This window comes from Stenotrophomonas sp. HMSC10F07 (assembly GCF_001807895.1).
In the GTDB taxonomy this organism is placed as follows: Bacteria; Pseudomonadota; Gammaproteobacteria; order Xanthomonadales; family Xanthomonadaceae; genus Stenotrophomonas; species Stenotrophomonas sepilia.
Map to the genome: position 1 here is coordinate 1 of NZ_KV791341.1, position 26,898 is coordinate 26,898.

Here is a 26,898-nt window from a genome sequence, read left to right on the forward strand (position 1 = left end):
CAGCCGAGCGTGGGCTCGGCTCTACAGGATATTCCCATCCTGCCTGGATGCCGTTGGCGGAGGGCCCCGCGTTCTGTAGAGCCGAGCCTATGCTCGGCTCACCGGACGAAACGGAGCCGAGCATGGGCTCGGCTCTACAAGGGGTCCATGCCAGCTCAGAAATCCATCGTCGCCGACACCAGCACCGTCCTGGGTGCACCCAATGCCAGGCTCGACAACAACGGCATGCCCCAATACGCCTTGTTGGTCACGTTGTTCACCGTGGCGCGCAGCGCCAGCGGCCTGCCGGCCAGTGTGGTGCTGTAGCGCGCGCCCACGTCGAACAACGCCCGCCCCGGCACTGACAGGCGGTTGTCGGCACTGATGTACTGCTTCGACATCGCGGTGGCAGTGCCGGTCAGGGTCAGGCCTTCCAGCGCGGGCACATCCCATTCCACGCCCAACTTGGCCTGCCGCTGCGCAACCGCTGTGGCCATGCGGCCTTCATTCACGCCGCCCGCCGTGCGGGTCAGTTTCGGCTGCACATAGGCCACGCCGCCCAGCAGGCGCACGCCGTCCAGTGGTGCGCCGAAGAAGCCCCATTCCACACCGCGGTTCCGCTGTTCGCCGCCGAACGAGAAAATATTCGTGACCGGGTCGGTGTAGCTGCTGGGCCGCTTGATTTCGTACACGCTGAAGGTGTGCGCGAAGCGGCCCAGGTCCAGCTTCAGGCCCAGCTCCTTCTGCTTGGTGCGGAACGGCGCGAATACATCGCCGGCATTGGCGGCAGTCATTGGCGCGGTGGCGCCCTGGCTGAGGCCTTCGATGTAGTTGGTGTAGAGGGAGACCGTGTCGGTCGCCTTCACCAGCAGCGCCGCTGCCGGGGTGGTGGCGCTCTCGTCGTAGCGCGAGGTGCGTGCACCCGTGGCCACGTTGAAGGTCTCGCTGACCACCTGCTGGCGGCGCACGCCCAGCGTCAGCTGCACGCGGTCATCGGCGAAGGACAGGGTGTCGGCGAAGCCGATGCTGTCCAGCCGCAGTTCGGTATGCGAGATGTGCGGGGCTACGAATGGCGCGGCCGGGCCCCACACCGGGTTGTAGAGGTTGGTGGTCCAGTCCCAGCCCGGCACGCTGCGGCGGCCGTAGTCGTTCTGGGTGTGCTGGTAGTGGGTCACGTTGGCGGCCCACTGGTGGCCGACGCTGCCGGTATGGAATGAACCGCGCAGGCCGGCATCGCCGGACTGCTTCCTGATATCGAAGGCGAGCTGGCCGATTACCGTGGTGAAGTCGCCGGCCGGGTTGAGGATCTGCGCGCTGATCGAACCGTTGTAGCGGTAATCGGTCCTGCTGGTGCCGTAGGCCAGGTAGGCCAGCAGGCTATCGTTGATGTCCAGCTCGCCGCGCAGCATCGCGCCCTTGTCCTGGCTGTCCACGTAGGCCCAGTCCGGGTTGATCAGCGTATCCCCACGCGGCGGCCGCGGAATGGCGACGCCGGGTGCCAGGCCGACGCCACGTGCGGGGCCATCAACACGGTCATCGGCGCTGTACAGATCGGCCGACAGCCGCGCACGCTCGCCGCGCCAGTCCAGTGCCAGCGAACCGAGCTGCACCTTCTTGCGCTGCTTGCCCACGGCGCCATCGCCATCACGGTACGCGCCGTTGAAGCGGATGCCGAACTGCTTGTCCGCGCCGAGCCGACGGCCCATGTCCACATGGGTGCCGAACTGCGCATCGGAGGCGAAGTTGGCGCTGACCCGCAGCAGCGGCTGCTCGCCAGCGCGCTTGGGCACCAGGTTCACCGCGCCGCCCACCGAGCCGCCCGGCGGCATGCCGTTGAGCAGCGCGGAGGGGCCCTTCAGCACCTCGATGCGTTCGAACATTTCCGGCGAGGTGCGGTAGTAGGGCGCCATGCCACTCAGCCCGTTGAAGGTGGTGTCGCTGGTGTTGGAGGCGAAGCCGCGGATTGCGTAGTTCTCGCTCCATGCGCCGGTGACGCCGTTGCTGAAGACGGTGGGGTCGGTGGCGGCGATGACGTCGGTCAGGTCCTTGGCCTGGCGGTCGCGGATGAAGGACTCGGTATAGCTGACTGTACTGAACGGCGTATCCATGAAGTCCTTGTCGCCGAGCAGGCCGATGCGACCACCTGCGGCCACCTGGCCGCCGGCGTAGTCGCCGGTCACGCGGCGCTGTTCCTGCACCTGCACGGAGGGCAGCGTGGACGGCGCGGTTTCGGCCAGCGCGACACACGATGCCATCAGGCCAAGCGCGAGCGCCGATGCGCGGTAGCGGCGGGCCACCCTGTGTGGATGTGGCTGGCTGCAGCACGCGGCGGCCGCTTGGTTTTGTGGAGAGGAGAAGGGGTACACGGTCATGCCTGGGTCCTGTGAATCGCGAGGGCGAGCGCGCCTGGCGCGCGGCCATCGGCACGCACGGGAAGAGGGGCGCAGCGCGGGGTTGTTGGCTGGGCGGGGACCTGGCGGGAAGTGAGCCACGGGCTCGATCCGGACGGCGCCATGATTGCGAACCAGACGCATTCCGAATTAGTTGAGTAAATTAAACTAAATCGACTGAAGCGGACAAGAGGGTCCCTTTGCTGGCACCCTCGGCAGGGTATGAACACGCAACCCGAAACCACGGTGCCGCCGCGCGGCCGCCCGCCGACCATCACCCCCGAGCGCCTGGCCGACATCGGCATCCGCCTGGGCCTGCCCAACCTGACCATGGCCAACGTGGCCGCCGAACTGGCGGTCACCCAGGCCGCGCTGTACAAGCGCGTGGCCAACCTGGAGGCGCTGAAGCGGCTGGTGGCCCAGGCCGTGTTCCAGCGCTGGCAGATTCCCCGCGCCTCGGCCGATGCGGCGGGTGGCCTGCAGGGTTACCTGATGGTGTTCGTCGAATCGTTGTGCGAGGTGGTGAAGGCGCATCCCGGGTTGCCGCCCTACCTGCTGCGGCGCACGGTGGCGACCGCGCCGATGCTGGAAAAGATTGCCTCGCACCAGGCGCACGTGGCCGAAGTGTTCGGCCTGCCGATGGACAAGGCACGCTGGCTGCTGGCCACGATCGCGTTCTACTGCATCGCCGGCGCCGACACCATCTACGCGATTGCAGATGACGAAGAGGGCCAGGTGATCACTGAGTTCAAGCAGGGCATGCGGGCGCTGGTGATCGGGTCGTTGCAGTTGTTGGAAGCGGACGGCGATCCGTAGCGTTGGCCATGCCCGATGGCCCAGCTGGCGGGCACATCTGGAACTTGTCCTATGTGTGACCAGGTGTGCCAGGTCTAGCCTCGGGCTCGGAGTCCCTTCATCACCTTCCGGAGCCCTTATGGATGCCACCTCCCGCGCGCCGTTGTCCCAGCGGACGCTGGCGTGGCTGAAGAAGGAGGTCGTGCCGCTGCTGATGCTGCTGGGCCTGTTCTTCGCTGCACGCGACACCCTGGCCAACCACTACGTGGTGCCGAGTGGTTCGATGCAACCCACCCTGCAGCCGGGTGACCGCGTTGTTGTCGATATGCGCGCGCACGGCCTGCGCCTGCCTTTCACCGGGCTGAAGCTGATGGGCGCCAGCGTGCCGCAACGCGGCGAGGTGGTGGTGTTCGCTTCGCCGGCCGATGGCGTGCGCATGATCAAGCGCGTGGTGGCGGTGGCCGGCGATCGTGTGCGCCTGCAGGATGGGCGACTGAGCGTCAATGGGCGGTCTCTGCAGATGACCGGTGCGACCGATGTGGAGCGGTTCGGCGAGCGTCAGGCCCGGCTCGACCTGACGCGTGGCGGAGGCCCTGACATCGCCGAAGTGCGGGTGCCTACAGGCAAGGTACTGGTGCTGGGGGATCACCGTGGCAACAGCCTGGACGGCCGCTTCTTCGGATGGGTCGATGCGGACCGGATCTACGGTCGCGCGGTGGCGGTGTACTACCGACGGGGGCAGGGTGTGGTCTGGCAGCGCCTGTAGTTGGGGCCGCGGAAGTGTCCCGGTGCGGCGAGCGCTAGTCCTGGGAGAATTGCCGTGATGCCATCCACGCATGGTGTGGATCTACAATGCGGCCATGCCAGCCACGCCCACCCTCGATGATCTTCGCCGCTATGCGGTGGCGCGCACCCTGTTCAAGCCGACCACGCTGCTGACCGCGATCCGGAAGCTGGGCTTCGTGCAGGCCGACCCGATACGGGCGCCGGCACGCGCGCAGGACCTGACCCTGCGGCACCGGGTGAAGGACTACCGCGCGGGTGATCTTGAACGTCGTTATGCGCGCTTGCCGGTGGAAGAGGACTGCCTGGTGAACTACGGCTTCCTGCCGCGCGAGCATCTGGCGCTGATGCACCCGCGCGTGTCCAAGCGCGAGTGGGACGCCGAGACCCATCGCCGCGCGGCCGAGGTGCTGGCGTTCGTGCGCGAGCGCGGCAGCGTACACCCCCGCGAGGTCGACCAGGCGTTTGCGCATGGGCGGGTGACCAACTACTGGGGCGGCACCAGCAATGCCAGCACGCATCTGCTTGATGGCATGCACTACCGCGGGCTGTTGCGGGTGCAGCGGCGCGACAGTGGCACCCGTATCTATGCCGTGGCCGAGCATGCCGAGCCGGACGCCAGCGAGCAGGCACAGATCGAACGCGCCGCTGCGCTGATTGATCTGGTGGTGCGCAAGTACGCGCCGCTGCCATCGGCCAGCCTGACCTATCTGGTGCGCCTGCTGGGCTATGGTGCGCCGCATCTGGCCGAGCAGACCCGCAAGGCATTGGCACTGGCAAAGCAGCAGCTGGCCAGTTGCACGCTGGAGGGCACTACCTGGTACTGGCCGGCGGACGAGAATCCGCGCTCGCGCCGCCATGCACCGGACGAACAGGTGCGCCTGCTGGCGCCGTTCGACCCGGTGGTGTGGGACCGCCGCCGCTTCGAGCTGCTGTGGGGATGGGTGTACAAGTTCGAGGCCTACACGCCTGCACCGAAGCGCCAGTATGGCTACTACGCGCTGCCGGTGTTGTGGCACGACCAGGTGGTGGGCTGGGCCAATCTCAGCGTACGCGAGGGTGAGTTGGTGTCCAGCGTGGGCTATGCCGGCAAGTCGCTGGCCCGCGACAAGGTGTTTCGTGGCGCGCTGGACGACGAACTGCAGCGGATGGCGAGGTTCCTGTAGCGCTAAGCGGCGCATGGGTACCCATCGCGCCCGGTAGTCGCCAACCTTGGTTGGCGCGGGCTCCCGCCGGTGCCCACCAAGGTGGGCATCTACCGGTCAAGCGGCGTCCTTGTGGTCCGCATCGTCCATGCCGGGGCTGACTCGCCGGCCGATGTCCTTCAGCCGCGCGAGCTGATCCACCATTGACGGCGCATCGTCCAGGCTGCCGGCGAAGGTCCACAGATAGGTCATCACCGCATAGACGTGACCGGGGGTAACGCCATCGGTGGTGGCAAGGCGGCCGATGGTCAGTGCGAACAGGGCTGCTGCCGTCGCGCCGACGGCCAGCACGGCGCTGGCTTCGCGATCGGAGAGCAGGATGCGCAGGCGCGACAGCGTGGTGTAGTGACGGCGCAGCACCGAGGGACTGACCCGGTCCACCAGTCGGATTTCCTGTTCCAGGCGGTTGTTGAGGCGCCCATGCAACTGCTCGTTGCGACGCGCGAACGACGGCAGCAGCAGGAGAGCACCGAACAGCGCGAGGAGAGCGGCACCACCGACCAGCGGTTCAATTGCGAGCAGCATGACCGCAGCGCCAAACATGGATGCCAGTGCGGTGGCGATGATCGGCACGTGCTTTTCGAAGAAGTCGACGAACTCGCGGGCCAGAACGACGCGGGCCGCCGAAGTGGAGGTGGCCTGGCCCAGGCGGCGCTGCGCCTGCACCACGCTCACTGCCAGATCGGCATAGATGCGGGTGAACGTCCGGGTATCGACCGCGCGGCGGGCGGCACCGACCAACCAGAACAGCAGCACCACGCCGGCGTAGGAGATGGCATGGCCGATGTTGCCGCTGATGATCGCGTCTACCGCGAAGCCGGCGAACAGCGGATAGGCCAGCAGCAGTGCGTTCTCCAGTGCGACCAGCGAGAACGTGCCGGTGAGCTGCCAGGGGTAGGTGCGCAGGATGGTCTTCAGGGTGGCGGCCGCATTCTGCTGGCCGATGCTGCCGGCGGCGGCCGCTGGATCGTGGGGGTGTTTCATGGGATGCCTGGGTGGGTCGGAGACAGGGCAGGGGACGGATGCCTGCCATCTCCCACGTCGCGCCCAGTATCTGCAGTCCTTTGGAGCGGGCATGGAGGGACGATGGAGATTGCGTGGAGAAACCGGCGGCGTTCAGCCACGCACGTGGTGCCCACCAAGGTGGGCCGCTACCGGAGCAACCTCCTCCGCAATGCTGCGTCCTCAACGACGCGCGTGCACTGGCCAGCGGATCTCGAACGCGCTGCCGCCGCGTTCGGTCGGGCGGCACTGCGCCGTTCCGTGATGGGCCACGGCAATCGCCCGCACCACGGCCAGGCCCAGCCCGGAGCCTCCGCTCTGCCGCGATCGCGAGACATCGGTGCGCTGGAACGCCTCGAAGATGCTGTCGCGCAGCTCGTCGGGCACGCCGGGGCCGCCGTCTTCCACTGTCACGGTGCAATGGCCTTCGGCCAGCGTGACACGAACCCGCAGTGGGCAGGGAATGGCATGCCGTCGTGTGTTTTCCAGCAGCGCCAGCACCGCCTGGCGGATGCGGGCCGGATCGCAGTCCGCCAGTGACGGCCGTGCCCCCAGGGTCACCGAAAACCCGCTTTCGGCCAGTGCTTCGGACATTGCTTCCACCACCGCGGCCACCTGCACGCTGACGTCGCTGCGCTGCAGGCGCAGATCGAGGTGACCGCTCTCGGCCAGGCTGACCACGCGCAGGTCTTCGATGATGCGGGTGAGTCCTTCGAGCTGGGTGAGCATGCTGTTGAACTGCTCGGGGCCCGGCTCGAACACACCCTCGGCAATACCCTGCAGGCGGCCGCGCAGGATGGTCATCGGCGTGCGCAGTTCGTGCGCGATCGCCGCGTTCCAGAACACGCGGTTCTCGGACATCCGGCTGAGCCGTTCGGCCATCGAGTTGAAATCACTGACCAGCGTGGCCGCTTCGGCCATCGTGGTGTCGCCGCCACGCGCACGTGCGTCCAGATCCCCGCTGGCCACCCGGCGCAGGCTCTCGGCCACCGAGTTCAACGGGGTGATGATGCGCCGGGTCAGGCGCGAGGCGACCAGCGTGGCGAAGATGACCACTACGGTGGCGGTCAAGCCGATCCACAGCCATTCCAGCCCGGACGGCATGATCGTTTCCGGCGCGTCGTACCAGCGCGGATAGAACACCTCCAGCAGGTAATAGAACAGGTAGAAGCCACTGATCGACAGCACCGTCGAACACAGCGAGGCGACCGTGATGGAGAGGGTGATCTGGCGGCCGATGCTCTTGCCTTTGGGATTCATCGATCAGTCCAGGAAACGGTAGCCGACGCCACGGATGGTGGCGGGAATGCCGATCACGCCCACCTCTTCAAGCTTGCGCCGCAGCTTGCTGACGTGGCTGTCGACGGTACGTTCCTGCGCATCACCTTCGGGCAGGCAGGCATGCAGCAGGTCCGCGCGCGTATGCACCTGGCGCGGCGCGCGCGCCATATGCACCAGCAGCCGGAACTCGGTGAGGGTGACGTTCAGTGCGTGCACCTGCTCGCCGTGGCCCACCGTCACCTCGTGGCTGCGCAGGTCGATCTCGAACGGCCCCTGGCGGATCAACCCGTTGGGTTGTTCGGCGGCGGTGGGGGCACTGCGGCGCAGCACGGCCTGGATGCGTGCAACGATCTCAGCGGGATTGAATGGTTTGGCCACGTAGTCGTCGGCACCCACGCGCAGGCCGGTCAGCCTGTCCACGTCCTGGTCGAGCGCGGTGAGCATGATCACTGGCGTGTTGCCGCGCCGCCGCAGTTCGCTTAATACCTGCCAGCCATCGAGCTTGGGCATCTGCACGTCCAGCAGCACCAGGTCCGGGCGCAGCTGGCGATGGCTGGCGAGCGCCGCCTCGCCGTCGGCGGCGCGTGCGCTGCGCAGGCCGGAACGGGCCAGGTAGGCACCGAGGATATCGGCGATTTCGCCTTCATCTTCGGCAATCAGGACCAGGGGCGCGGGTCGTCTACGGAGTTCATGTCTCGTTGCGTGCTGCGGGTTCGAGGGCAGGGCGGGAAGGGGCTGGGTCATCGGCCGCGCTCCATGGCCTGTGCTTCCTCGTTGGCTGCCCAGGCCAGTGTGGCCAGCACCAGCGTGCGCTGCAGGCTGGGTTCCACCACAGCCGCGCCGCGCAGCTGCTGCAGCATCAGGGTGGACACCGCCGAGGGTAGCTTGCTCCAGCGCGAGGCCATGGGGGTGGCGTCCACCCGGGCCTGCAGCCGTGCAGCCATGCCCGCGATGGTGTGCAGGCGCACTGCCAGCAGGGCGGCCACCACGGTGGCCACAAGGGCAAGCGGCAGATGCAGGTTGACGTTGGCGGCCGGGTGCGTTGCCGCCCAGACCGCCAGGCCGATCAAGGCCAGCGATGCGAGAGACCCGACGCGGCGGGTGCGGCCGGGCCCATCACTGCCGAACCCCACCAGTGCGGCGGCCCCGAAGCCGGCCAGCAATGGCAGGCCCGGATACGGCGCGACCCACATCCACGTGCTGGTCGATGCCAGCACCAGTGCTATCAACCATGGCGAAGGCGCACACCATGCCAGGTAGGCACGGCGCACATCGATGGGTGGCAGGTCCGGGTAGGAAAGGGACACGGCAGGCAGGCAGTCGGCGAGGCCGACGAGGCTAGCGACCGTTGATGGAGATTCGGTCGAGATTGTGTCGAGATTGCGTGGACGCGGAGCTATCGCGTTCAGGCGTGGCGCTGGTGCCTGAACGGCCGCGACGCCTCCATGCAATCTCCACGGTGGCTCCAAGAAACGTCCATCAGTGTCTTCCAGACTGCGGCTCCGGCGGTCGCATTGGGCGACTGCCCGCAACCGGGCGTTTCGATGAGCAACCGCAGGACCTGGATCATTGCCGCCGCCGTGGCCACGCTGGCCGCCGGTGCTGGATGGTGGACGTTTGCAGGCGGCGATGATGCCGCGCTGATCACCGCGCCGGCAAGGGTGGCGGATCTGGAGAAGACCGTACAGGCGGTCGGCCGGGTCCATCCGAAGGAGCTGGTGGCGGTGGGCGCGCAGGTGTCCGGCCAGGTCAAGCGCCTGCATGTGGTGCTGGGCCAGCGCGTGCGGGCCGGCGATCTGATCGCCGAGGTCGATTCACAACCGCAGCGGATCGCGCTGCGAAGCGCCGAGGCGGCCACCAATACGCTGCGTGCCCAGCATGCGGCCAGCCTGGCCCGCTATGCGCAGGCCAGTCGTGCTTACCAACGCCAGTCGCAGCTGGTGGCATCGCGCCTGGTGTCGCAGGAAGGCTTCGAAGCCGCGCGCGTGGCACGCGACGCAGCACGTTCGGAGGTGGCTGCGCTGCAGGCGCAGATCGACCAGGCGGTGACCCAGGTCGAAACCGCACGGATCAACCTGGGCTATACCCGCATCGTCTCGCCCAGCGACGGCTACATCGTGGCCATCGTCACCAAGGCCGGGCAGACGTTGAACTCGATGCAGACCACGCCAACCATCGTGATGCTGGCGCAGATGGATACGATGACCGTGCGTGCCGAGATCGCCGAGGCGGATGTGGAACTGGTCGCACCCGGCCAGCCGCTGTGGTTCTCGACGCTGGGGCCGAGCGGGCGCCGTTATGAATCCCATCTGCAGCAGCTGGAGCCAGCGCCGACCTCGATTGCCGAGGCCGCTTCCGGCAATGTGGGCGGCTCTGCGCAGACGCCGAAAGCGGTGTACTACGCCGGGCTGTTCGATGTAGCCAATCCTGGCCTGAAGCTGAAGCCTTCGATGACGGTGAAAGTGACCCTGCAGCTGGCGCGGGTCGCCAACGCGCTGCAGGTGCCATTGACGGCACTGGCCGAGCCGGATGACAAGGATGGCAACCGCGGCACCGTGCGCGTGGTCGATGCCAAGGGCCGCGCTGAGGAACGTGCGGTGACGACCGGCCTGCGCACCGCCACCGCCGTGCAGATCCTGTCTGGCCTGAAAGCGGGCGAGAACGTGGTGGTTGGCCAGGCGCCCAGCGGTGGCGACGCCGAACCCGCCAGCCTGCTGGGGATGTGAGCATGGCCCATGCACTGCTGGAACTGGAGGGCGTATCGCGCGCCTATCGCTCGGCCGCCGGCGAGGTGGTGGTGCTGAAGGAGGTCTCGCTGCGCATCAACGCCGGCGAGTTCATCGCCATCATTGGCCCCTCGGGTTCGGGCAAGTCCACGCTGATGAACATCCTGGGCTGCCTGGACCGGCCGACCGAGGGCAGCTATCGCGTGAACGGCGAGGCCACCGAACAGATGGCGCCGGACGCGCTGGCACGCCTGCGCCGTGAGCATTTCGGCTTCATCTTCCAGCGCTACAACCTGATGGAGAACCTGAGTGCCACCGAGAACGTAGCGCTGCCGGCAGTCTATGCGGGCGTGGACGCACAGACGCGCACTGCGCGCGCACGCACGCTGCTGGAAGCGCTGGGGCTGGGCGAACGCACCGGGAACCGGCCGGGTCAGCTGTCCGGTGGCCAGCAGCAGCGCGTGTCCATTGCCCGCTCGCTGATGAACGGCGGCGCGATCGTGCTGGCCGACGAGCCGACCGGTGCGCTCGATCACGCCAGTGGCCAGCAGGTGATGGCCGAGCTGAAGCGCCTGCACGCGCAGGGCCACACGGTGATCCTGGTGACGCATGATGCGGCGATCGCCGCCAACGCGGCGCGGGTGATCGAGATCGCCGACGGCCGGGTGGTGGCCGACCGCGCCGAGCCGGGATTGCTGGCTGCGGGCGCAGGATGCGGGACCGAGCGTGCCGCGTCGCCGGTCGCCGAGCGCCGCGCACGCAGGGACGCGGTCCGCGAAGCGGCACGCATGGCCGTGCGTTCGATGCTGGCCCATCGCCTGCGCACGCTGCTGACCATGCTCGGCATCATCATCGGCGTGGCGGCGGTGGTGACTGTGGTTGCGCTGGGCAAGGGCGCACAAGCGCAGGTCGAATCCCAGATCAACGCGCTGGGCGCCAGCACCCTGGAGATCTTCCCGGGCGCAGATTTCGGTGACCCGCGCTCGGCGGAAGTCGAAACGCTGGTGGTGGCCGACGCGGACCATCTTGCGGCGTTGAGTTATGTGGACAGCGTCAGTCCGAACCTGACGGGATCGGTGGCGGCACTGCAGGGCAACCGTCGTGCCAACACCCAGGTGCTGGGCGTAGGGGCCGACATGCCGCGCGTGCGGGGGCTGCGGCTGAAGGCCGGTCGCTTCTTCACCGACGCCGAAGTCGATGCGCACCGCGCAGTGGGCGTGGTCGACCAGAAGGCGGCGAAGGCGCTGTTCACTGGCAATCCCATCGGCAGCACGGTGCTGCTGGGTGGCATGCCGGTCGAGGTGATCGGCGTGGTCGGCCCCAATGCGTTCGCCGGTGGTGCAACCCCCACGGTCTACGTGCCGTACACCTCGGCGGCTTCCCGGCTGCTGGGCAGCCAACGCCTGGAGAGCATCACCGTGCGCGTACGCGACAACGTACCCACCAATGCTGCCGAAGCCTCGCTGGGCGCCGAGCTGGAGCGCCTGCATGGCCGTCGTGACTTCTTCATCTACAACGCCGACCAGATCCGCAAGGCGGTGATGAAGTCCAGCCAGACCATGGCCGCGTTGGTTTCGGCGATCGCGGCGGTGGCGCTGGTGGTGGGCGGCGTAGGCGTGATGAACATCATGCTGGTGTCGGTGAAGGAGCGCGTGCGCGAGATTGGCGTGCGGCTGGCGGTGGGGGCGCGGCAGAACGACATCCTGCGCCAGTTCCTGATCGAGGCGGTGCTGATCTGCCTGTTCGGCGGTGTGCTGGGGGTGTTGCTCGCGTTCGCTGTGGGTGCGCTGTCGAGCCTGTTGTCGCTGGGCGTGCCGTTCCTGTTCTCGCCGGGGCCGGTGCTCGCCGCACTGGCGTGCTCTTCGGCCATCGGGCTGGGCTTTGGCTACTTTCCGGCACGCACTGCCGCGCAGCTGGACCCGATCCAGGCATTGGCGGCGGAGTAGGGGCGCACCCGGTGACATCGTAGCCGCCATCACGGCCGGCGTTGCGGTAGAACGGCAGCAGCCACAGGTGGCTGATGCCGGGTTCACGGTGACCAGCCTGCTGCGCGACATGGCAGCGGTCTGTGAACCGGACGGCACCGCATCATGACGCGGCATCCACGGTCCCTGCATGCCTCGGCGCGCACAGTGAACGCTCACTCGATGCGCCGAGGAGCCTCTAGCCATGCCCCGCCGCAAAACGCTTCGTATTGCGACGTTCAACGTCAACGGCATCGGCACACGCCTGCCGCAGCTGTTGGACTGGCTGCACAGGGAATCGCCGGATGTGGTTGCCCTGCAGGAACTGAAGGCGACCGACGCCGCGTTTCCGGCTTCGGCATTGGAAGAGGCTGGCTACGGCGCGCTCTGGCAGGGCGAGGCGCGGTGGAACGGCGTGGCGCTGCTGGCACGAGGGACCACGCCGGTCGAGAGCCGCCGCCGATTGCCGGGCGAGCCCAAGGACACCCAGAGCCGCTACCTGGAGGCGGCGGCGCATGGCATTGTGGTGGGTGCACTCTACCTGCCCAACGGCAACCCGCAGCCCGGGCCCAGGTTCGACTACAAGCTGCGCTGGATGGAGCGCCTGATCCGGCATGCGCGCAGCCTGGTCGAGCTGCCGCACCCTGCGCTGCTGCTGGGTGATTTCAATGTGATTCCCACCGACGCCGATGTCTATGACCCCAAAGCCTGGCGCCGCGACGCGCTGCTCCAGCCGGAGGTGCGCGAGGCCTTCGAACGACTGCTGGCGCAGGGCTGGACCGATGCGGTGCGGAAGGTGCACGGCGACGCCACGATCTACACCTTCTGGGACTATTTCCGCCAACATGCCGAGCGCGACCGTGGGTTGCGTATCGATCATCTGCTGTTGAATCCCGTACTGGCGGAGCGACTGAAGGACGCTGGCGTCGACCGCTGGGTACGCCTGCAGGAAAAGGCCAGCGACCACGCGCCGGCCTGGGTGACGGTAAGCGCGTGATCAACGCGCGGCTGGGTCTTCGCGACGCTCGCGGCGTACCCGTGCGCGGGTGCGGTACAGGCGGCTGTCCGCTTTCTGGATGGTGTCGGCCACCGGTTCGCCAGGCGTGTTGATGGCCGCACCCATCGAGAACGCGCTGGGCGAGAGCGCGGCGTGGTCCTGGTACCAATGCTCCAGTTCGCTCAGCCGGCCGTCCGCAGGCGCGACCAGTACCACCATGAATTCGTCGCCGCCCAGTCGCACCACCGTCTCATCCCTGCCCAGCGGTGAGCGCAGGAACGTGGCGAACTCGACCAGGACGGCGTCGCCACGCCGGTGGCCCTGGGTGTCGTTGATGTGCTTGAAATGGTCCAGATCGAACATCACGCAGGCCCAGCGCTCGTCAATCAGTTCATCCAGCCGGTGCAGGTAGCGCCGGTTGTAGCACTGGGTGAGCGGATCCTTGAAGGACATTTCGCGCAGCTGCTGCTCCTGCATCCGCAGCGCGGTGACGTCCTGAGCATGTCCCAGCACGTAGGGCGGGCTGGCTTCGTTGTCGAGCACGTTGTGATACGCCCAGTAGTGGCGCGTACCGTCGGCGGCAATCAGCTCGATCACACCCGCGTCGGTGTGGTTTGCCTGGATCCGAGCGAGGTAGGCATTGAAGCCCGCGCGTTTTTCCGGCGGCATCAGGTCACACAGGCTGCGCCCGATCATCTGGCTTTCCTCGAAACCCAGTGATTGCACGGCCGCCGGATTCACCGAGGTCAATGTTCCGTCCAGCGTGTGCGTGCAGATCAGGCCCAGGCTGTAGTGGAACAGTCGCCGATAGCGGGTTTCGCTCGCTTCCAGCGCATCGAGCGCGGCTCGCTCGTCCGTGATGTCCTGGATCGCTCCGACCAGGCGCGGATGCCCGTCGATCTGTTGCCGGCTGCCAACGACGCGCGTCCAGATCGAGCGACCGTCGGCCGTGGTCATCGGTAGCTGCACTTCCCAGGACGTGCCTTCGTCGATGCAACGCTGCACTGCTGCCCGGATGATGTTGCGGCTGTCTTCGCGATAGAACGACAGCGCGGTGTCGAGCGTCGGTTCAAAGTTGCTGCGCACGCCGTGCAACTGCTTGGTCTCGCGGGTCCAGCGCACTTCGTTGGTCACCAGATCCATCTCCCAGCCGCCCACCCGCGCGGCGCGGTTGGTGCGCTCCAGGAAGTCTTCGCTGCGTTTCAGCTCACGATGCAGCGCTTTGGCCTGACCCACCTGCGCCATCAGCGTGCTGCGCTGCTCCAGCACCTGGGTGGTTACCCGGGCAAGGTGCACCATCAGCTCGCGCTGGGACGGAGACAGCACGCCGGGCATCGGATCGAGCAGGCACAATGTGCCGATGCGTGCGCCGTGCGCGGAGCCCAGAGGGATGCCAGCGTAGTGACGGATGCGCGGCCCGCCCGTCACCAGTGGATTGGTGGAAAAACGCGGGTCCTGGCGTGCATCGGCTATCTCGAGCAGCTCGTCCTGGCGTATGGCATGGGTGCAGAAGGAAATTTCGCGGGCCGTTTCACTGACGCCCTCAAGGCCGATGTTGGCCTTGAACCACTGGCGGTCTTCGGCCACCACGCTGATCAGGCCCATGGTCATGCCGGTCGCGGCACGGGCGGCGGCGACGATGGCATCGAACACCGGCTCCGGCGGCGTGTCCAGCAGGTGCAGTCGTTCGATTTCGAGCAGTCGTTCGGCTTCGTCCATGGTGCTTTTCAGGGCAGGGTGGCGAGGGCGGCTTCGGCGGCTGTCGGGCACTACGCTAGTGCGTACCGCGTTATGTATCGCCATGACGGGGTGATGCCGACGTGACGCATCGCGGTCAGGGTTTGCGGGGCCCGCGCGAGGGCCGCACTGAAACGTGACGGTGGTCGCGAACATGCCAGCGCCAAGGGAAGTCCACCGCGCGGGTGATGCCGATGCGGGGCCCGACCACCGGATCTGCCGGAGGCGGCACGCCATCGCTGGCGATGACAATGCCGTGGCTGCCTGTCACCAGATCGGCGCCGTCGAAACTGCGGTCCAGCCCGAAGGCCTGCGAGAGCTTGCCGGGGCCGCTGGCCAGATCGTGGTCGCGGCGTGCGGCGGGACGCCGCGCCCGCATCTGGTCCAGCCCCTCGAGAGGTTCGATGGCGCGAAGCAGTACGGCGACGCCTTCGCCGATCTCTCCGCAGACAACGTTGCTGCCCCAGTGCATACCGTACGTGAAGTAGACATAGAGGTGTCCCGCCTCACCGAACATGCTGACCGTGCGCGGCGTTGGCCCGCGATAAGAGTGCGCGGCCGGATCGTCGCTGCCGGCATAGGCTTCAACCTCGACGATGCGGCCGACGCGACCATCGTTGCGCACCAGCAGCTTGTTGAGCAGCTCCGGGGCGAGCTCGGTCGGCGGGCGCCGGTAGAAGCCGCGCGGGAGGCTCTGCAGGGAAACGGGCAACCAGTCCGGCACGAGAGTGGCAGGTTCGGGCGAGAGACCCTGGCACTGTGGCACTGGCGAGGTGAAACGTGCGCAGACGCCACGTCATTCCGGTGCAGGCGGAGCGGCCAGTGCCGCGCGGCGGGCGGCATAGACCTCGGGCGTCTGCGGCTTGATGAACAGTGCCACCAGTTCCGGGTATTCCCGCTTCACCGCGGTTTCGATGCGGGTGATGCAGGCTTCGATCTGCGGGGTCCGCCGGTCATCCTCGAACTCGGCGCTGAGCATGGCCACGACCTGTTCCGGCCCCATCTGCATGGTGGTCACGCCATTGGCGCGGCGCAGGTCCGGATCGGTTTCGGCCACCGCCATGATCCGCTCGGCCACCGCAGGATGGGCAGGCTCTCCAACCAGCAGGCCCTTGGTTTCACGGGCCAGAAGGAAGGCGGTCGCGGCCAGCACGCCGGCGATGCACAGTGACGCGACCCCATCAAGCACCGGCATGTCCAGCACCTGCGCGGCCAGCAGGCCGATCAACGCGAAGCCCAGGCCCAGAAGGGCGGCACTGTCCTCCAGCAATACAGTGAAGGTGGACGGGTCCTTGCTGCGGCGGAAGGCTTCGAAGTAGCCGAGTCTGCCCTTGGTACGCCGGAACTCCCGCAGCGCCACCCACCAGGAAGCACCCTCGAACAGGATGGAAATGCCCAGTACGCTGTAGCTCAGCGCGTGGTTGCTGGCGGGCTCCGGCCGGCGGATGTGCTGGATGCCCTCGTAGGCCGAGACGCCGGCACCAGCGGCGAACACCAGCAGGGCGACGATGAAGCTCCAGAAGTACAGCTCGCGGCCATAGCCGAAGGGATGGACCGGGTCCGGCGCCTTGCCGGCACGGCGCAGGCCGTACAGCAGCAGTACCTCATTGAGGGTGTCGACCAGTGAATGCACGCCCTCGCTGAGCATGGCCGAGCTGCCGGAGATGCCGGCTGCGATGAACTTGGCCACGGCAATGGCCAGATTGCCTGCGAGGGCTGCATAGATGACGAGACGGGAGCCGGTGGGAGCGGACATTTCGGCGGCGGGGCGGGGCGGACGCCTATTCTTCCCGATCAGCGCGTGCCCACTGCGTGCACGGTGCGATCAGCGGCCCTTGGGATTGAGATACAAACGCGCCCCATCCGATTCACGGTACCCCGTCCAGCGTCCGCCGCCCGACGCGCGGAACCGCCCGAACACCGTGTTGCTGGTGTCGGTCAGCTGCAGCTGGTTGCCTGACAGCACCCAGCGGTTGGCCGAGAAGAAGCCATCCGGACAGCCGGCAGGCACATAGGCACTGTAGCCGCCGAACCACTCGATGTTCTTCAGCTCGATGGTGCAGGTGCTGCCGTTCTCCTGGCCCAGTGTCCAGCTGCCGAACAGATCGCTGTCGCGCACATCGCGGTCATCGCGCCGACGGTCATGGCCCCAGTCGTCGTTGTTGTCGTGGAAGCCGAAGCCCACGTCGATGCCTTTGCTTTCGCTGCGCGACTCGGACTGTGAGCTGCCACTGATTGTGGTCTGGGTGGTCACCACGCCACTGCTCTGGGTCTGGGTGCTACTGGATTGCGTGGTCTGGTCGGTGTGGGTGGTCCGTTCGCCGAAGCCGAACGAGGCGTCCTGGGCCAGGGCGGGCAGGGCCAGGACGCACAGCACCGACAGGCAGCTACGGGGAAGCAGGGCAGCCATCGCAGGATCCTCGGAAGGTGGATCGCGCGAGTATCGAACCGGTAGGGCGGGAGGCGGTGTGAGGGTGTGCGCTGGGGCAGCCCAGCGAAGGGTAGTGCCGGCCGCTGGCCGGCTCCCACTTGGCGCCCAGATACCGAAGGGATGCCGGCCATCGGCCGGCATGACCCGCAGCCAGGCATGGCCTGGCGCTACTGATCCGGCTTCACCCTTGCCACCCGTTTCCGGTACTCATACACGTTGTCACCGCGGATACGCTTGTCCTCGGTGCCGGTGACCCGGCCGACCTGCTGGTCCGAGCCGGTGACCGGCTTGGCCTCGATCTCGGTCTCGTGCTCGAAGGAGTGCGATTTGTCGGTGTTGCGGTAATAGCGGTACAGCGCCCAGTACAGCGCGGTTGCGCCGGCCGGACCTGCCGCCAACAGCCAGAGGCCACTGTCGTCGCTCATGTCGATGCCACCAGGAAGGCAATTGCGAGGGCTTCAATGATGGTGCCGGTGGCCAGGGCTGCCAGCAGCATCTTCCATTGCTGGACGGGCACGCTGCCCATGGTTTCGCCGGTTCGGCCGTTCACCGCGATGTAGTGCAGCATGCCGCCGTTCTTGCCGGGCTGGTGGTACGAATACAACCACACCGGCAGGTACATCGACACCCAGCGCGTGCCATGCACCTCCAGCTGCTCCTGTTCCCAGCGCACGCCACGGTTGTAGCGCTTCACCGAGCCCTCCACCTGCGCGCGGGCGATCGACAGCAGCTGGTCTTCCAGCCGCGGCCGCAGCTTCTCCACGTCGAGGTTGCGCTTCTCAGAGGTGAAGCCGGCCAGGTATGAGGCGTTCCATTTCACCGCGTTCTTGGTGTCGAACGGCAGGATGGTGTTGATGATGTTGTTGGTGTTGGCGCGGGTATCCAGATTGCCGCGCTCGGCCGAGGATTCCAGGGGCAGGTCATCAACCGTGAAATCCACCTGGCGCTCGACCTGGTAGACATCTGCGTCGTACAGGGTGCGTTTGTTCTTCTCGCTGCCGACCGTGTATTGCCGGGTCTGGATCTCGCCCTTGCCGGCCACGGCCGCGCTGACATTGCTGTCCACGATCATGTAGGGCAGGAACACGCCCACCACGTTTTCCGGGGTGAACTGCTCCTTGAACGCCTTCAGCGCGAACATGCGGCGCTTGTCGACGAACTGGCGGATGCGCGCGACCGCATCATCCTTCTTGATGTGGAAGGGCAGCACCGCATCGGGCACCGCACCATTGCTGATCTGTTCGTTGACGCCGAAGACGTGGCGGCACCAGTGGCAGCGCGCCGTCATCGTGCTTTCGGTATTGACCGTGACTTCGGCACCGCAGCCCGTGCACTTGAACGTCATCAGCGCCGAGGTGTCGGCGTCGATGTCACGCGCGCCGGAGGCGATGACCGTACCGCGCAGCTGGTCGATGGCCTCGCCCAGCCCGAATTCCTCCTCGACGCGCGCGCCATGCCATTCGTGACGGCAGTACAGGCAGACCAGGATATCGGTGCCGGCCTTGGGCCGGATGTCGGTGGCGCCGCACTTCGGGCAGCGGTTAAGGCCGTCCTTCAGCTCGCTGGCTGAGGTATCGATGGCTACAGGATCGGGCGCTTCCACTTCATCGCGGATGGCCTGGGGCAGCTTCGAGGTGTCCAGCGGGAAGCTGCCGGGCAGGGGAGGGACGTCCTGCGGCGAACCGGGCCCATCCAATGACGCCGCCGGCAAGGGCGGCGGCGTCGTGGGCGCGGATCCGGGCAGCGGCGGTGGGCCGTTTCGGGGATCGGACATGTTCGTTGTGCGTCCTGCTGTTACAGGCCCAGTGCCTTTGCTTTCAGGGCGTCGTAGTCGCCCTGGGTGATCAGGCCCAGGTCCAGCATTTCCTTGGCCTTCTTCAGCTTGGCCACCGGATCGTCGGCAGCCGGCGTGACCGGCTGCTGCATGCCCCCGACACCGAACATGCCCGAGGCCATGCCGACACCGACCAGGCCAGCCGCACCGCCGTTCTCGCCGGCCGACTGGATGCCCTGGGCGACGCTGGCCTGCAGGTTGGAATTACCGCGCGAACCCGACAGGGCATCGGCGCGCTGCACGGTCTTCAGCAGTTCGCGGGTGTTGGCGTCGTATTCGATCGAGACGATGGCGGTCTTGACGATGGCCAGGCCACGGTCCGACTTCCACTGGTAACCCTGCTCGACGGCGGCGGACAGGCTCTGCGCGAAGCCCAGCGAGTCCTGCTGCAGCTTGGTGATGCGGTTGCCCTTGCCCGGATCGTTGGTATACAGGCTGAAGGCCGGGGCCAGCGAACCGACCACTTCATTGAACAGTTGGCTGGCAGCGGCGTTGTCCAGATCGGTGAAGTCGAACACCTGGCCCGGCCGCAGGTAGCTGGCCGGCACGAAGTTCTTCACGAACAGGATCGGGTCGACGATCTTCAGCGTGTACGAGCCGCGCGTGACCGCACCGACCTGGGTGTTGAGGAAGCCATCGTCCCAGTAGATTTCCGACTGGGTGCCGAAGCGGTTGTCCGGCAGTTCCTTCAGCGACACGAAATACGCCGCCTGCTGCGAGCCCGGCTGGCCGCCGAACTTGAAGCGCTCCCAGCTCTGCTTGATGAAGGTGCTGACCAGTCCGTCACCGGCGAAAATCGACTGCGAGTTCAGATCGTCCGAGCGCCACTCGTAGCCGCCCGGTTCGGCGACGAACGCGGTGATCGCGCCGTCCTGGAACAGCAGCAGGCCATAGCCTTCCGGCACGATGATCTTCGAGCCGTTGGTGATGATGTTGGACGAGCCGCTGGTGTTGGAGCCGCGGCCGGCGTTGGTGCCGCGTGGCACCGCGGCGAACAGGGCCGCCGTCGAGGGCAGGCCTGTGGGCACGGTGTAGAAGTCCTTCCACTGGTCGGCCAGCACACCACCGACTGCACCCTTCACCGCCTGTACCAGACCCATGTCCAACTCCCTGTGATTTCGAGGGCAGGCACCATGCCTGCCGAGCTGGACTGAATATAGCAGCGGGCAGGGGCCGCTGTGGTGCCGGAACATGAATCCGGATCAGTGCCGGCCCGTGCCGCTTGGCCCGGCTCGTACAGCCTGCAGCACGGCCGCCATGTCCAGCGCCCCCGACCCGGACGCCAGTGCCTGTGCGAACAGCGCGTCGCTGGCGTCGATCAAGGGCGCATGCATGCCGACCTCATGGGCGGCAGCGGCTACCAGCCCACTGTTCTTGCGCACGTCGGTGATCGACGCCTGCACGCTGAAGTCACCACGGACCATCTTGTCCAGCTTGATGCGTGATACTTCGCTGGCCATCGGCCCTGCGTTGAGCACCTGCGCGAAGCGGTCCAGCTCGATGCCGTGGGCTTCGGCGAAGTGCACCGCTTCGGCCAGGCCGGTGACCAGGGTGATCAGGTACAGGTTCACCGCCAGCTTCATGCGCAGCGCGGACGGCACTGCACCACAGCACACCGTTTGCCTGCCCATCGGTGCAACCAGTGGGGCGGCTGCCGCGAGGTCGGCATCCGCACCGGCCAGCAGGATCACCAGCTGCGCCGATTCGGCCTGTACGCGTGAGCCGGACACCGGCGCCTCGACGTAGCGGCCGCCCGCAGCACGGATCTGCTCGGCAAGCGCCTGCGAGTACGCTGCCGAGCTGGTGCCCATGTTGATCAGCAGGCGGCCCTCGACCCGCTCGCCGAACGCCGCGCTATGGCGGTCGAGCACGCTGTCGATGGCATCGTCATTGGCCAGCATCAGGATGAGGTTGTCGCAGGCCGCGAATACTCCGTCCACTGCCTCGCAGACGTCGATGCCGGCGGCGCGAGCGGCAGCATGGTTGCGGTCTGAGCGCGACCAGCCGCGTACCCCGTAACCTGCGCGAGCCAGATGGGCCGCCATGGGCGTTCCCATCACTCCAAGTCCCAGGAATCCGATGCGCATGATGGACGTCCGCTGGCCGCAGGGCGCCCATCATGCCATGGGCAGTGGCCGCTAGAGCATGTAAGGGATCTTGAACGCCAGCGTGAAGTCCGGTGCATCCGGGGTCAGCCCGATGCCCAGCAGGGTCACCAGTGTGGTGTGCTGGTTGAGCGCGTAGGTCACGCCCAGATTCAGTGATGCCGCGTTGGCGTCGCTGCCGATCACTTTCATCCACTTCCCGCCTTGGAAACGGGTGGAAGCGCGGGCGCTGATGCGGTCGCTGAAGGACAGGCTGAGGCTGGTGCGCTCGTTGAACGCAAAGGCCACGCCAGCGCCGAAGTAGACCGCGCCGCCGAGCTTCACGTCACCCGGGTTGACCGTGTCGGGGTTGCTGTCGATGTCGCTGAAACCACGCGGGAACGAATGCACATAGCCGACGTTGGCGAACAGGATCGCCGGATCGGCGGTCTTGACCATCGACAGGCCCACATTGGCCTGCCACACGCCATTGCCGGTGGGCTGTTCCCGGGGTACGGCGAAGCGGATGTAGTCATCGTCGTCGCGCTCGATCACCTTCCAGTCCAGACCGTAGGGCGCGCGCCCGGTAGGGGCGGTCACGCCGGCAGTGAGAACGGTCTCCGGGCGCCAGCCGCGTTCGCCGAACAAGCGGTAATTCGCACTCAGGCCGATATCGCCCAGCCCGTTGCCATTGGTTTCTTCCTGCGCGATCGCGGCCGCCGCACCGCCGGCGCCGCCCTTCTGGTAGACGGTGCGCCGCGCCAGGTAAGGCACGTCCAGGTTGAGCGTCAGGTTCGGGCTGACACCCCAACGCGCGGCCAGGTTGTAGGTGAGCGAATCGGATTCAACGTTCTCGATGGCGATGTTGCCGAGGAAGATCGCGTCCAGTGCGAGGAAGCCGTTGAGGGTGAGCTGCTTGCGGTCGTAGCGGGCGTAGGTGAGGCTGTTCTCGAGGGTGAAACGGCGCGAGAACAGCGCCGACTGCTGTTGTTTCACATCATCCACGCTGCGCCGCGATTCCTGCTTCGCCTGCTGTGCCTCGGCGGCGGTACTGGCGTAGCCTTCGCCACCCGACGAAGTCTGTAGCGTCGCGCCACGCTCGACTGCCGTAGCCGTAGACAGGGCCATCGGGCCAACCTTCCCACTCAGCCGCGCCTGCATGGCCTGCACCTGCATGTCCAGTTCGCGCAGCCGCCGCACTTCCTGCGCATAGTTGGATTTGAGCTGCTCCAGCTGGTTGGCCAGTGCCTGCACGTCGGCGCCATCGTCCGCCGCGGGTGGCGCGGCGAAGGCGGTGCCCGCCAGCGCCGCCAGCGCCAACGGGGTGATCCTCATCAGGGTGTGCATGTTCGTGTCCTGCGTTGTGCAACGCTTCCCCCAACGCCGTGCCGTGGTGCTACCGGCCCGGCCCCATGCCGCGGTTCATCGCAATCGCCTGGGCCACGTTCTGGCTCAACGGCAGGTTGCCGCCCGCGGTATCCCGCACCAGCTCCAGCCGCAGCTGGTTGCTGGCGGTCTGGCCGTCACCGTTCAGGGCGATGCCCTGGCCGACGCTGCCGTTGCGTATCCATTGCTGGACCAGGCCCTGGCCATCTACCTGCAACTGCAGGCGTGCCTGGTTGCCGTCCAGCACTGCGGAGGCCGAGACGCCTGCACCCTGCGCACTGAGCGAACGGGCACCGTCATCCGAAGGGGCCGGCACCGTGCCGTTGCGCACCACCAGCGTGGTCGCATTGCGGGCGACGTTGCCATCGCCGGCCACCTGCACGCTCTGCACCAGGCCGCTGGCGTTGGCCAGGCCACTGCTGTCGATGTGGCGACCCTGCGTGTCAGGCAGCGGCGCATCTGCGGCGGTCACGTGCACGCTGGGCTGGAAGCTCAGTTTCGGGCTGCCGCCGCTGCGGAAGTCCATGCCCAGGGTCAACGCACCCTGCAGCACGCTTCCGTTGCTGGCCTGCCACTGCGAGACCATCGTCACTCCGAACCAGGCCACGGTATTGCCGCCTACGGTGTAGCGGCCGCGCATCAGGTTCAGTTCGGGATCCGGAATTTCCTTCAGGCCACGCCCGGGCGCCGCGTCCGCCGCCTGCAGGGGCAGGGCGGGGCAGGCCAGCAGCAGGACCATCAACAGTCGGTGGCGGAACATGGCGGAACCTCCTTCAGAACAGGTCGGCGTGGCTGAAACCGAAGTCGACCAGTTCGGCATCGGTGATCGGCCCCTGTCGCGCGTAGAGCGCGCGGGCACTGGGCCGTTCGCTGGGTTGCAGCAGGACCGTGTTGCGATCGAAATCACTGCCGATCACCACGAATACGGCATGCGATGGCCACGCAGCGAGGAATTCAGGCAGCGCCAGGCTGCGGTTGCCAAGGATGGGATCAGCCACCTCGACCACACCGCCGCGCACCTGCTTGAGCACCACGAAGTGGCGGAAGCCGCGCACGTCCATCAGCACAAGGCCGGGAACGCGAAGCGTGCGCAGGCGCGCCTCATCGATGCGATAGCCGCGCCCGCGCATGCCCAGCGATTCCACGTAGCGCTTGATGTCGAGCAGCGAAAAACCGCGCTCGGCCACCAGTGCCGGATCGGAGACCCCCATCATCCCTTCGATCACCGTGGCCTCGTCGGTGTCCAGGTGGTAGGCATGGCGCAGGAGGGTCGCCAGCGCGGCCGCCCCGCAGCTGTAATCGGTGTGCTGCCGCACCACATTGCGGTAGCGCCGCTCTTGCATGCTCTCCACCTTCTGCTGCAGCAGTGCGCCATTGGGCAGTACGCCGGCGAAGCCGACGTCGCCCGCCCACGCAGACGCGCCGCCCAGCAACAGCAGGCAGGCCAGCAGGCGTATCGAGAGACGGTGGCCGATCATCGCGTTCTCCGGCAGCAAGGGGGAGCCCCTGTCCCAAGGGGGAGGAGGAACAGGGGCTCCCGGGGACCCGGCCATTGGCGGACGGCCGGGGTTGGTGCACTTACTCGCCGTTGCCGCCACCACCGCCGGTGCTGGGCTGGGCGACTGCCAGGGCCAGGCTGTTGGCCTGCAGGTTGCCGGTGCCCGCGGCCACGTTCACGCCGATGTTGCCGGAGGCGCCCGAGAAGGCACTGCCGGACAACGCCGAGGTGTTGGTCGCATCCACATTCACCCAGCGCGTGGTGCTGACTGTGCCGCTCAGGCTGGCATACAGGTCGGCCACGCCCAGTTCGACGAACTGGCTGGTGCCACTCTCACGCGTATCGAAGCCCAGGCCGCCCACCCCCGGCCGGTTGGGGTTCATCGTGGCGTTCTGGATCTGGTTGTCCAGATCGATATGGCCGGTGCTGTTGCCACCCGGGTGCGGCAGCTCGCCACTCCACGTATCCAGGTAGTAGTTGGCCATCTGGTAGGCGTTGCCGGTGCCGCGGTAGGTTCCCGCGCCATAGGCCAGTGTCAGGCCGCTGACGCCGCCACGCATGCCGACCTGCACGGTATCGGTGTAGGACTGCACGAAGCCGGCGTTGCTGACCGTGTTGCCGGTGGAGACCTGGTTGGAGCTGATGCTCGACTGCGCCACTGCGGTAGTCGCGACCGAGGCGGCGAGCGCATTCTTCTGCTCGTTGTTGTTGCCCGTGGCGACGTTCACGCCGATGTTGCCAGACGCACCGCCGAAGGCATTGCCACTGAGACCCGCGGCATTGGTGACGCCGGAGTTCATGGTGGCGTTGCCGAAGCCGGCCTGGTTGACGAACACCTCGGCGTCGGCCATGCCGAAGCTGAAGGACGCGTCGGCGGCGGACAACGAGGCGGCATTGTCCTGGGCGTTGTTGTCGCCCGATACCACGTTGAAGCCCAGGTTACCGGAGGCACCTGCACCCACGCTGTCAGCGATGGAGGCACTGTTGGTGACCAGGCTGTTGCTGGTGGCGTTGTTGCTGATCGACTGGCGGTTGTCGATCACGGCAATGGCCGCCGAGTCGAGGTCGATGTCGCCGGTGATGTTCGGGTCGCCGGAGAAGTTGATGTCGGTACCCAGCCGCAGGTCCTTCTCCAGGTTCACGTCGACGCCGTGGTTGTTCTTTTCCTTGCGTTCGTCGGCCTGGATGTTGCTGTGCTTCTGCACGTTGACGTTGACGTTGCGGTTGCGTACGTCGTTGTCCGTATGGTTGTGGGTGTCGTTGCGGGTTTCGCTGATGGTGTGGGTGTGGTTGATGTTCGCGTTGGCGTTCTGGTTGTCCCAGCCATTGGCCGCAGCGGCGGTCGAGGCGGTGGCAATCGCCATGGCGAGCATGGTCCGTTTGACGGTCGCTTTCATGGTGCCCTCTCTCTCATCGGGTGGTGCATCGGTTGGGTGGTTGTCACGGGCGGTCCTGCACGACGAGGCCCAGTACATTGGCCGTGTCGTTGCCGTTGCCCGCGATCTGATTGAGTTGCAGGACCCCGTCGAATCCCCGCAGCGCCGTGCTGGTGACACCAGCACTGCGGGTGCCCGTCGCGACGCCGCGACCGGCGTCGTCCCGCCCCCCTGCCAACACGGAACCTTCGGCGGCCAACGCCGTATCGTCGGTTTCGCGTATGCCCTGTCGGGCCAGCGTCGCGCTGACGACATTGAGCGTCGTGTTGGCGATGCCGCTGGCCTGGTTGATGGATGCGATGCCGCTGGCACCGGCCAGCGCCTTGCCATCGATGACGGCAGTGGCGTGCAGCGGTGCACCCAGTACGCGGTTGCCACCGCGGAGTTGCCGGTTGCTGATCGAGACGTCGGCATGTTCGCCCGTGGCGATGCCGCGCATGTTGGCCTGCAGGTTGAGGTCGCCGGCCGCCTGGTTCACCGCGATGGCACCGTTTGCACCCGCCAGGGCGTGACCGTCGATGCGGGCAACGTCGAGGTAGGCGAGCATGCCGCTGTAGTCATCGGCCTGCGCGATCAACGGCGTGGCAGGCAGGATCAGCAGCAGCCAGTGCGCCCGACTCACTTGCCACCTGCCGGGGCCATGCCCTGCAGCGGGAACTGGCCGAGAGCGCCGCGCACGGTCTCGCCGATGCCGCGGGTACTGTTGCCTACCGCGCCGAGCGGCCCGCTCATGGCGCCACCGAGACTGCCGCCGACCATGCCGTCACCGTGGCGGCCGAGCGTACCGCCCAATGCCTGCTGCGTCACGCGTTCGACCGTGGTGCCTGCGGGTGCGGTGGCTGTGGCTGCCTGACCCGCCCCCATCCCTGCGTAGTCCTCATCGCTCAGCTCGTCCATCCCGTTTGCCGGGGCACCCGCACCGAGGGCCGCTGCGATCTCGCGCTGGGGTTTCGGGTCGGCGATCAGCGCCATGCCGGGCGGCGCCATGCGATAGGCCGGGCGTGCGGACACATCACGCAACAGGACGATTTCGCCCGGTTGAGCCTTCACGCCCTGGCGTGCACCGGAGGCAGAGGCGCTCGCGGCAACCGACAGCAGGGCCACGGCCAGCGTCGCCAGCAGGCCGCGAATGGGGGTGGTGCCGTCCATGCCGATCTCCCGTGGTGGGTGCGGCGGAACCACGCATCAACCGTGCCAACCCTGCAAGGCTTGGCCGCTCTGGCGCCAGGCGCTGGCAGGCATGGGGTGCTGCTGCCGCGCTGTTACAGAGGCGTCGGAAAAATGTTGGGATTGCGCTGTACCAAGCGCCGCAGGGCAAGGCGGGCGCCCGACTGTCACACGGGCGTTACAGGTGCCGTCGCGGACTGCAA

Annotated in this window: 25 protein-coding genes and 1 pseudogene; 6 read left to right on the plus strand and 20 right to left on the minus strand. The window is 67.0% G+C overall.

The annotated features are described in order from the left end of the window. Nucleotides 1-155: 155 nt before the first annotated feature. A complete protein-coding gene (locus HMPREF3114_RS03595) occupies nt 156-2,351 on the minus strand; it encodes a TonB-dependent receptor (protein ID WP_070489098.1) in 2,196 nt (731 codons plus the stop codon). A 240-nt stretch (nt 2,352-2,591) separates the two neighbouring features. Here HMPREF3114_RS03595 and HMPREF3114_RS03600 point away from each other — a divergent pair, with 240 nt between their 5' ends. The 3 genes from HMPREF3114_RS03600 (at nt 2,592) to HMPREF3114_RS03610 (ending at nt 5,113) form a co-directional block, all read left to right on the plus strand. Beyond that, nucleotides 2,592-3,185 carry a TetR/AcrR family transcriptional regulator gene (locus tag HMPREF3114_RS03600; protein ID WP_070489101.1) on the plus strand — a complete coding sequence of 198 codons (594 nt, stop codon included), beginning with the start codon at nt 2,592-2,594 and terminating at the stop codon, nt 3,183-3,185. 118 nt (nt 3,186-3,303) lie between these two features. Then, nucleotides 3,304-3,930, plus strand: coding sequence for a signal peptidase I (gene lepB / locus HMPREF3114_RS03605; protein ID WP_053500267.1), 627 nt, complete (start codon nt 3,304-3,306; stop codon nt 3,928-3,930). A gap of 70 nt (nt 3,931-4,000) precedes the next feature. Further along, entirely contained in the window at nt 4,001-5,113 is a 1,113-nt protein-coding gene (locus tag HMPREF3114_RS03610; protein ID WP_229766054.1) for a DNA glycosylase AlkZ-like family protein, read from the plus strand. A 96-nt stretch (nt 5,114-5,209) separates the two neighbouring features. On the opposite strand, the gene HMPREF3114_RS03615 is transcribed toward HMPREF3114_RS03610, so the two are convergent. The 4 genes from HMPREF3114_RS03615 to HMPREF3114_RS03630 all read right to left on the minus strand — a co-directional run bounded on the left by HMPREF3114_RS03615 (nt 5,210) and on the right by HMPREF3114_RS03630 (nt 8,742). After that, nucleotides 5,210-6,136, minus strand: a complete 927-nt coding sequence (locus tag HMPREF3114_RS03615; RefSeq protein ID WP_053500269.1) for an ABC transporter six-transmembrane domain-containing protein — start codon at nt 6,134-6,136, stop codon at nt 5,210-5,212. 201 nt (nt 6,137-6,337) lie between these two features. Next, complete coding sequence (locus tag HMPREF3114_RS03620) at nt 6,338-7,414, minus strand: ATP-binding protein (RefSeq protein ID WP_070489104.1); 1,077 nt, start codon at nt 7,412-7,414, stop codon at nt 6,338-6,340. A 3-nt stretch (nt 7,415-7,417) separates the two neighbouring features. Then, on the minus strand, nt 7,418-8,179 hold the full coding sequence (locus tag HMPREF3114_RS03625) for a response regulator (protein ID WP_070489106.1): 762 nt from the start codon (nt 8,177-8,179) through the stop codon (nt 7,418-7,420). Continuing rightward, nucleotides 8,176-8,742: a hypothetical protein gene (locus HMPREF3114_RS03630; RefSeq protein ID WP_235643027.1), complete on the minus strand. Its 567-nt coding sequence runs from the start codon at nt 8,740-8,742 to the stop codon at nt 8,176-8,178. Before HMPREF3114_RS03630 ends, HMPREF3114_RS03625 begins: the two co-directional genes overlap by 4 nt. 237 nt (nt 8,743-8,979) lie before the next feature. Between HMPREF3114_RS03630 and HMPREF3114_RS03635 the strand changes: the two genes are divergently transcribed. The 3 genes from HMPREF3114_RS03635 (at nt 8,980) to xth (ending at nt 13,122) form a co-directional block, all read left to right on the plus strand. Then, nucleotides 8,980-10,161: an efflux RND transporter periplasmic adaptor subunit gene (locus HMPREF3114_RS03635; RefSeq protein ID WP_070489109.1), complete on the plus strand. Its 1,182-nt coding sequence runs from the start codon at nt 8,980-8,982 to the stop codon at nt 10,159-10,161. Nucleotides 10,162-10,163: 2 nt separating this feature from the next. Next, nucleotides 10,164-12,107 (plus strand): MacB family efflux pump subunit, encoded by a 1,944-nt coding sequence (locus tag HMPREF3114_RS03640; protein ID WP_070489112.1) that lies wholly within the window; start codon nt 10,164-10,166, stop codon nt 12,105-12,107. A 223-nt stretch (nt 12,108-12,330) separates the two neighbouring features. Then, entirely contained in the window at nt 12,331-13,122 is a 792-nt protein-coding gene (gene xth / locus HMPREF3114_RS03645; RefSeq protein WP_070489115.1) for an exodeoxyribonuclease III, read from the plus strand. Here xth and HMPREF3114_RS03650 read toward each other — a convergent pair whose 3' ends face one another. The 15 genes and pseudogenes from HMPREF3114_RS03650 to HMPREF3114_RS03715 form a co-directional block, all read right to left on the minus strand. Then, nucleotides 13,123-14,841 carry a sensor domain-containing diguanylate cyclase gene (locus tag HMPREF3114_RS03650; RefSeq protein ID WP_053500277.1) on the minus strand — a complete coding sequence of 573 codons (1,719 nt, stop codon included), beginning with the start codon at nt 14,839-14,841 and terminating at the stop codon, nt 13,123-13,125. It abuts the gene before it with no gap. Nucleotides 14,842-14,956: 115 nt separating this feature from the next. Beyond that, nucleotides 14,957-15,583, minus strand: coding sequence for a DNA-3-methyladenine glycosylase (locus HMPREF3114_RS03655; RefSeq protein WP_053500279.1), 627 nt, complete (start codon nt 15,581-15,583; stop codon nt 14,957-14,959). A 72-nt stretch (nt 15,584-15,655) separates the two neighbouring features. Continuing rightward, on the minus strand, nt 15,656-16,615 hold the full coding sequence (locus tag HMPREF3114_RS03660) for a cation diffusion facilitator family transporter (RefSeq protein ID WP_053500280.1): 960 nt from the start codon (nt 16,613-16,615) through the stop codon (nt 15,656-15,658). A gap of 69 nt (nt 16,616-16,684) precedes the next feature. Beyond that, nucleotides 16,685-17,269, minus strand: coding sequence for an AprI/Inh family metalloprotease inhibitor (locus HMPREF3114_RS03665; protein WP_070489118.1), 585 nt, complete (start codon nt 17,267-17,269; stop codon nt 16,685-16,687). 188 nt (nt 17,270-17,457) lie between these two features. Further along, nucleotides 17,458-17,715 carry a hypothetical protein gene (locus HMPREF3114_RS03670; protein ID WP_053496535.1) on the minus strand — a complete coding sequence of 86 codons (258 nt, stop codon included), beginning with the start codon at nt 17,713-17,715 and terminating at the stop codon, nt 17,458-17,460. Further along, the gene (locus tag HMPREF3114_RS03675) at nt 17,712-19,064 is read right to left on the minus strand and encodes a hypothetical protein (RefSeq protein WP_053496536.1); all 1,353 of its coding nucleotides are present in this window, start codon (nt 19,062-19,064) and stop codon (nt 17,712-17,714) included. The genes HMPREF3114_RS03670 and HMPREF3114_RS03675 overlap by 4 nt, the downstream gene beginning before the upstream one ends. A 20-nt stretch (nt 19,065-19,084) precedes the next feature. After that, nucleotides 19,085-20,224 (minus strand): SPFH domain-containing protein, encoded by a 1,140-nt coding sequence (locus tag HMPREF3114_RS03680; RefSeq protein WP_053496537.1) that lies wholly within the window; start codon nt 20,222-20,224, stop codon nt 19,085-19,087. A gap of 102 nt (nt 20,225-20,326) precedes the next feature. Further along, nucleotides 20,327-20,755, minus strand: coding sequence for an NAD-binding protein (locus HMPREF3114_RS21350; RefSeq protein WP_315970758.1), 429 nt, complete (start codon nt 20,753-20,755; stop codon nt 20,327-20,329). Beyond that, nucleotides 20,744-21,217, minus strand: a pseudogene (locus HMPREF3114_RS21355) (NAD(P)-binding domain-containing protein); the annotation flags it as partial. The gene HMPREF3114_RS21350 and the pseudogene HMPREF3114_RS21355, both read right to left, overlap by 12 nt. A gap of 45 nt (nt 21,218-21,262) precedes the next feature. Continuing rightward, entirely contained in the window at nt 21,263-22,555 is a 1,293-nt protein-coding gene (locus HMPREF3114_RS03690; RefSeq protein WP_053496539.1) for a transporter, read from the minus strand. 49 nt (nt 22,556-22,604) lie between these two features. Further along, nucleotides 22,605-23,354 carry a hypothetical protein gene (locus tag HMPREF3114_RS03695; RefSeq protein WP_053496540.1) on the minus strand — a complete coding sequence of 250 codons (750 nt, stop codon included), beginning with the start codon at nt 23,352-23,354 and terminating at the stop codon, nt 22,605-22,607. A gap of 13 nt (nt 23,355-23,367) precedes the next feature. Continuing rightward, nucleotides 23,368-24,072, minus strand: coding sequence for a C39 family peptidase (locus tag HMPREF3114_RS03700; protein ID WP_053496541.1), 705 nt, complete (start codon nt 24,070-24,072; stop codon nt 23,368-23,370). A 100-nt stretch (nt 24,073-24,172) separates the two neighbouring features. Beyond that, nucleotides 24,173-25,489: a hypothetical protein gene (locus tag HMPREF3114_RS03705; protein ID WP_053496542.1), complete on the minus strand. Its 1,317-nt coding sequence runs from the start codon at nt 25,487-25,489 to the stop codon at nt 24,173-24,175. A gap of 43 nt (nt 25,490-25,532) precedes the next feature. Next, nucleotides 25,533-26,150 (minus strand): hypothetical protein, encoded by a 618-nt coding sequence (locus HMPREF3114_RS03710; protein ID WP_053496543.1) that lies wholly within the window; start codon nt 26,148-26,150, stop codon nt 25,533-25,535. After that, nucleotides 26,147-26,677, minus strand: coding sequence for a hypothetical protein (locus HMPREF3114_RS03715; protein WP_053496544.1), 531 nt, complete (start codon nt 26,675-26,677; stop codon nt 26,147-26,149). Before HMPREF3114_RS03715 ends, HMPREF3114_RS03710 begins: the two co-directional genes overlap by 4 nt. Nucleotides 26,678-26,898: the final 221 nt, after the last annotated feature.

Coding starts and splice junctions, on each gene's coding strand:
- HMPREF3114_RS03595 (WP_070489098.1), bottom strand. CDS start 2,351: ATGACCGTGTACCCCTTCTCCTCTCCACAAAACCAAGCGGCCGCCGCG.
- HMPREF3114_RS21350 (WP_315970758.1), bottom strand. CDS start 20,755: ATGGGCAGGCAAACGGTGTGCTGTGGTGCAGTGCCGTCCGCGCTGCGC.
- HMPREF3114_RS03715 (WP_053496544.1), bottom strand. CDS start 26,677: ATGGACGGCACCACCCCCATTCGCGGCCTGCTGGCGACGCTGGCCGTG.
- lepB (WP_053500267.1), top strand. CDS start 3,304: ATGGATGCCACCTCCCGCGCGCCGTTGTCCCAGCGGACGCTGGCGTGG.
- HMPREF3114_RS03695 (WP_053496540.1), bottom strand. CDS start 23,354: ATGTTCCGCCACCGACTGTTGATGGTCCTGCTGCTGGCCTGCCCCGCC.
- HMPREF3114_RS03700 (WP_053496541.1), bottom strand. CDS start 24,072: ATGATCGGCCACCGTCTCTCGATACGCCTGCTGGCCTGCCTGCTGTTG.
- HMPREF3114_RS03625 (WP_070489106.1), bottom strand. CDS start 8,179: ATGACCCAGCCCCTTCCCGCCCTGCCCTCGAACCCGCAGCACGCAACG.
- HMPREF3114_RS03665 (WP_070489118.1), bottom strand. CDS start 17,269: ATGGCTGCCCTGCTTCCCCGTAGCTGCCTGTCGGTGCTGTGCGTCCTG.
- HMPREF3114_RS03615 (WP_053500269.1), bottom strand. CDS start 6,136: ATGAAACACCCCCACGATCCAGCGGCCGCCGCCGGCAGCATCGGCCAG.
- HMPREF3114_RS03620 (WP_070489104.1), bottom strand. CDS start 7,414: ATGAATCCCAAAGGCAAGAGCATCGGCCGCCAGATCACCCTCTCCATC.
- HMPREF3114_RS03650 (WP_053500277.1), bottom strand. CDS start 14,841: ATGGACGAAGCCGAACGACTGCTCGAAATCGAACGACTGCACCTGCTG.
- HMPREF3114_RS03635 (WP_070489109.1), top strand. CDS start 8,980: ATGAGCAACCGCAGGACCTGGATCATTGCCGCCGCCGTGGCCACGCTG.
- HMPREF3114_RS03675 (WP_053496536.1), bottom strand. CDS start 19,064: ATGTCCGATCCCCGAAACGGCCCACCGCCGCTGCCCGGATCCGCGCCC.
- HMPREF3114_RS03690 (WP_053496539.1), bottom strand. CDS start 22,555: ATGCACACCCTGATGAGGATCACCCCGTTGGCGCTGGCGGCGCTGGCG.
- HMPREF3114_RS03640 (WP_070489112.1), top strand. CDS start 10,164: ATGGCCCATGCACTGCTGGAACTGGAGGGCGTATCGCGCGCCTATCGC.
- xth (WP_070489115.1), top strand. CDS start 12,331: ATGCCCCGCCGCAAAACGCTTCGTATTGCGACGTTCAACGTCAACGGC.
- HMPREF3114_RS03610 (WP_229766054.1), top strand. CDS start 4,001: ATGGTGTGGATCTACAATGCGGCCATGCCAGCCACGCCCACCCTCGAT.
- HMPREF3114_RS03670 (WP_053496535.1), bottom strand. CDS start 17,715: ATGAGCGACGACAGTGGCCTCTGGCTGTTGGCGGCAGGTCCGGCCGGC.
- HMPREF3114_RS03600 (WP_070489101.1), top strand. CDS start 2,592: ATGAACACGCAACCCGAAACCACGGTGCCGCCGCGCGGCCGCCCGCCG.
- HMPREF3114_RS03680 (WP_053496537.1), bottom strand. CDS start 20,224: ATGGGTCTGGTACAGGCGGTGAAGGGTGCAGTCGGTGGTGTGCTGGCC.
- HMPREF3114_RS03705 (WP_053496542.1), bottom strand. CDS start 25,489: ATGAAAGCGACCGTCAAACGGACCATGCTCGCCATGGCGATTGCCACC.
- HMPREF3114_RS03660 (WP_053500280.1), bottom strand. CDS start 16,615: ATGTCCGCTCCCACCGGCTCCCGTCTCGTCATCTATGCAGCCCTCGCA.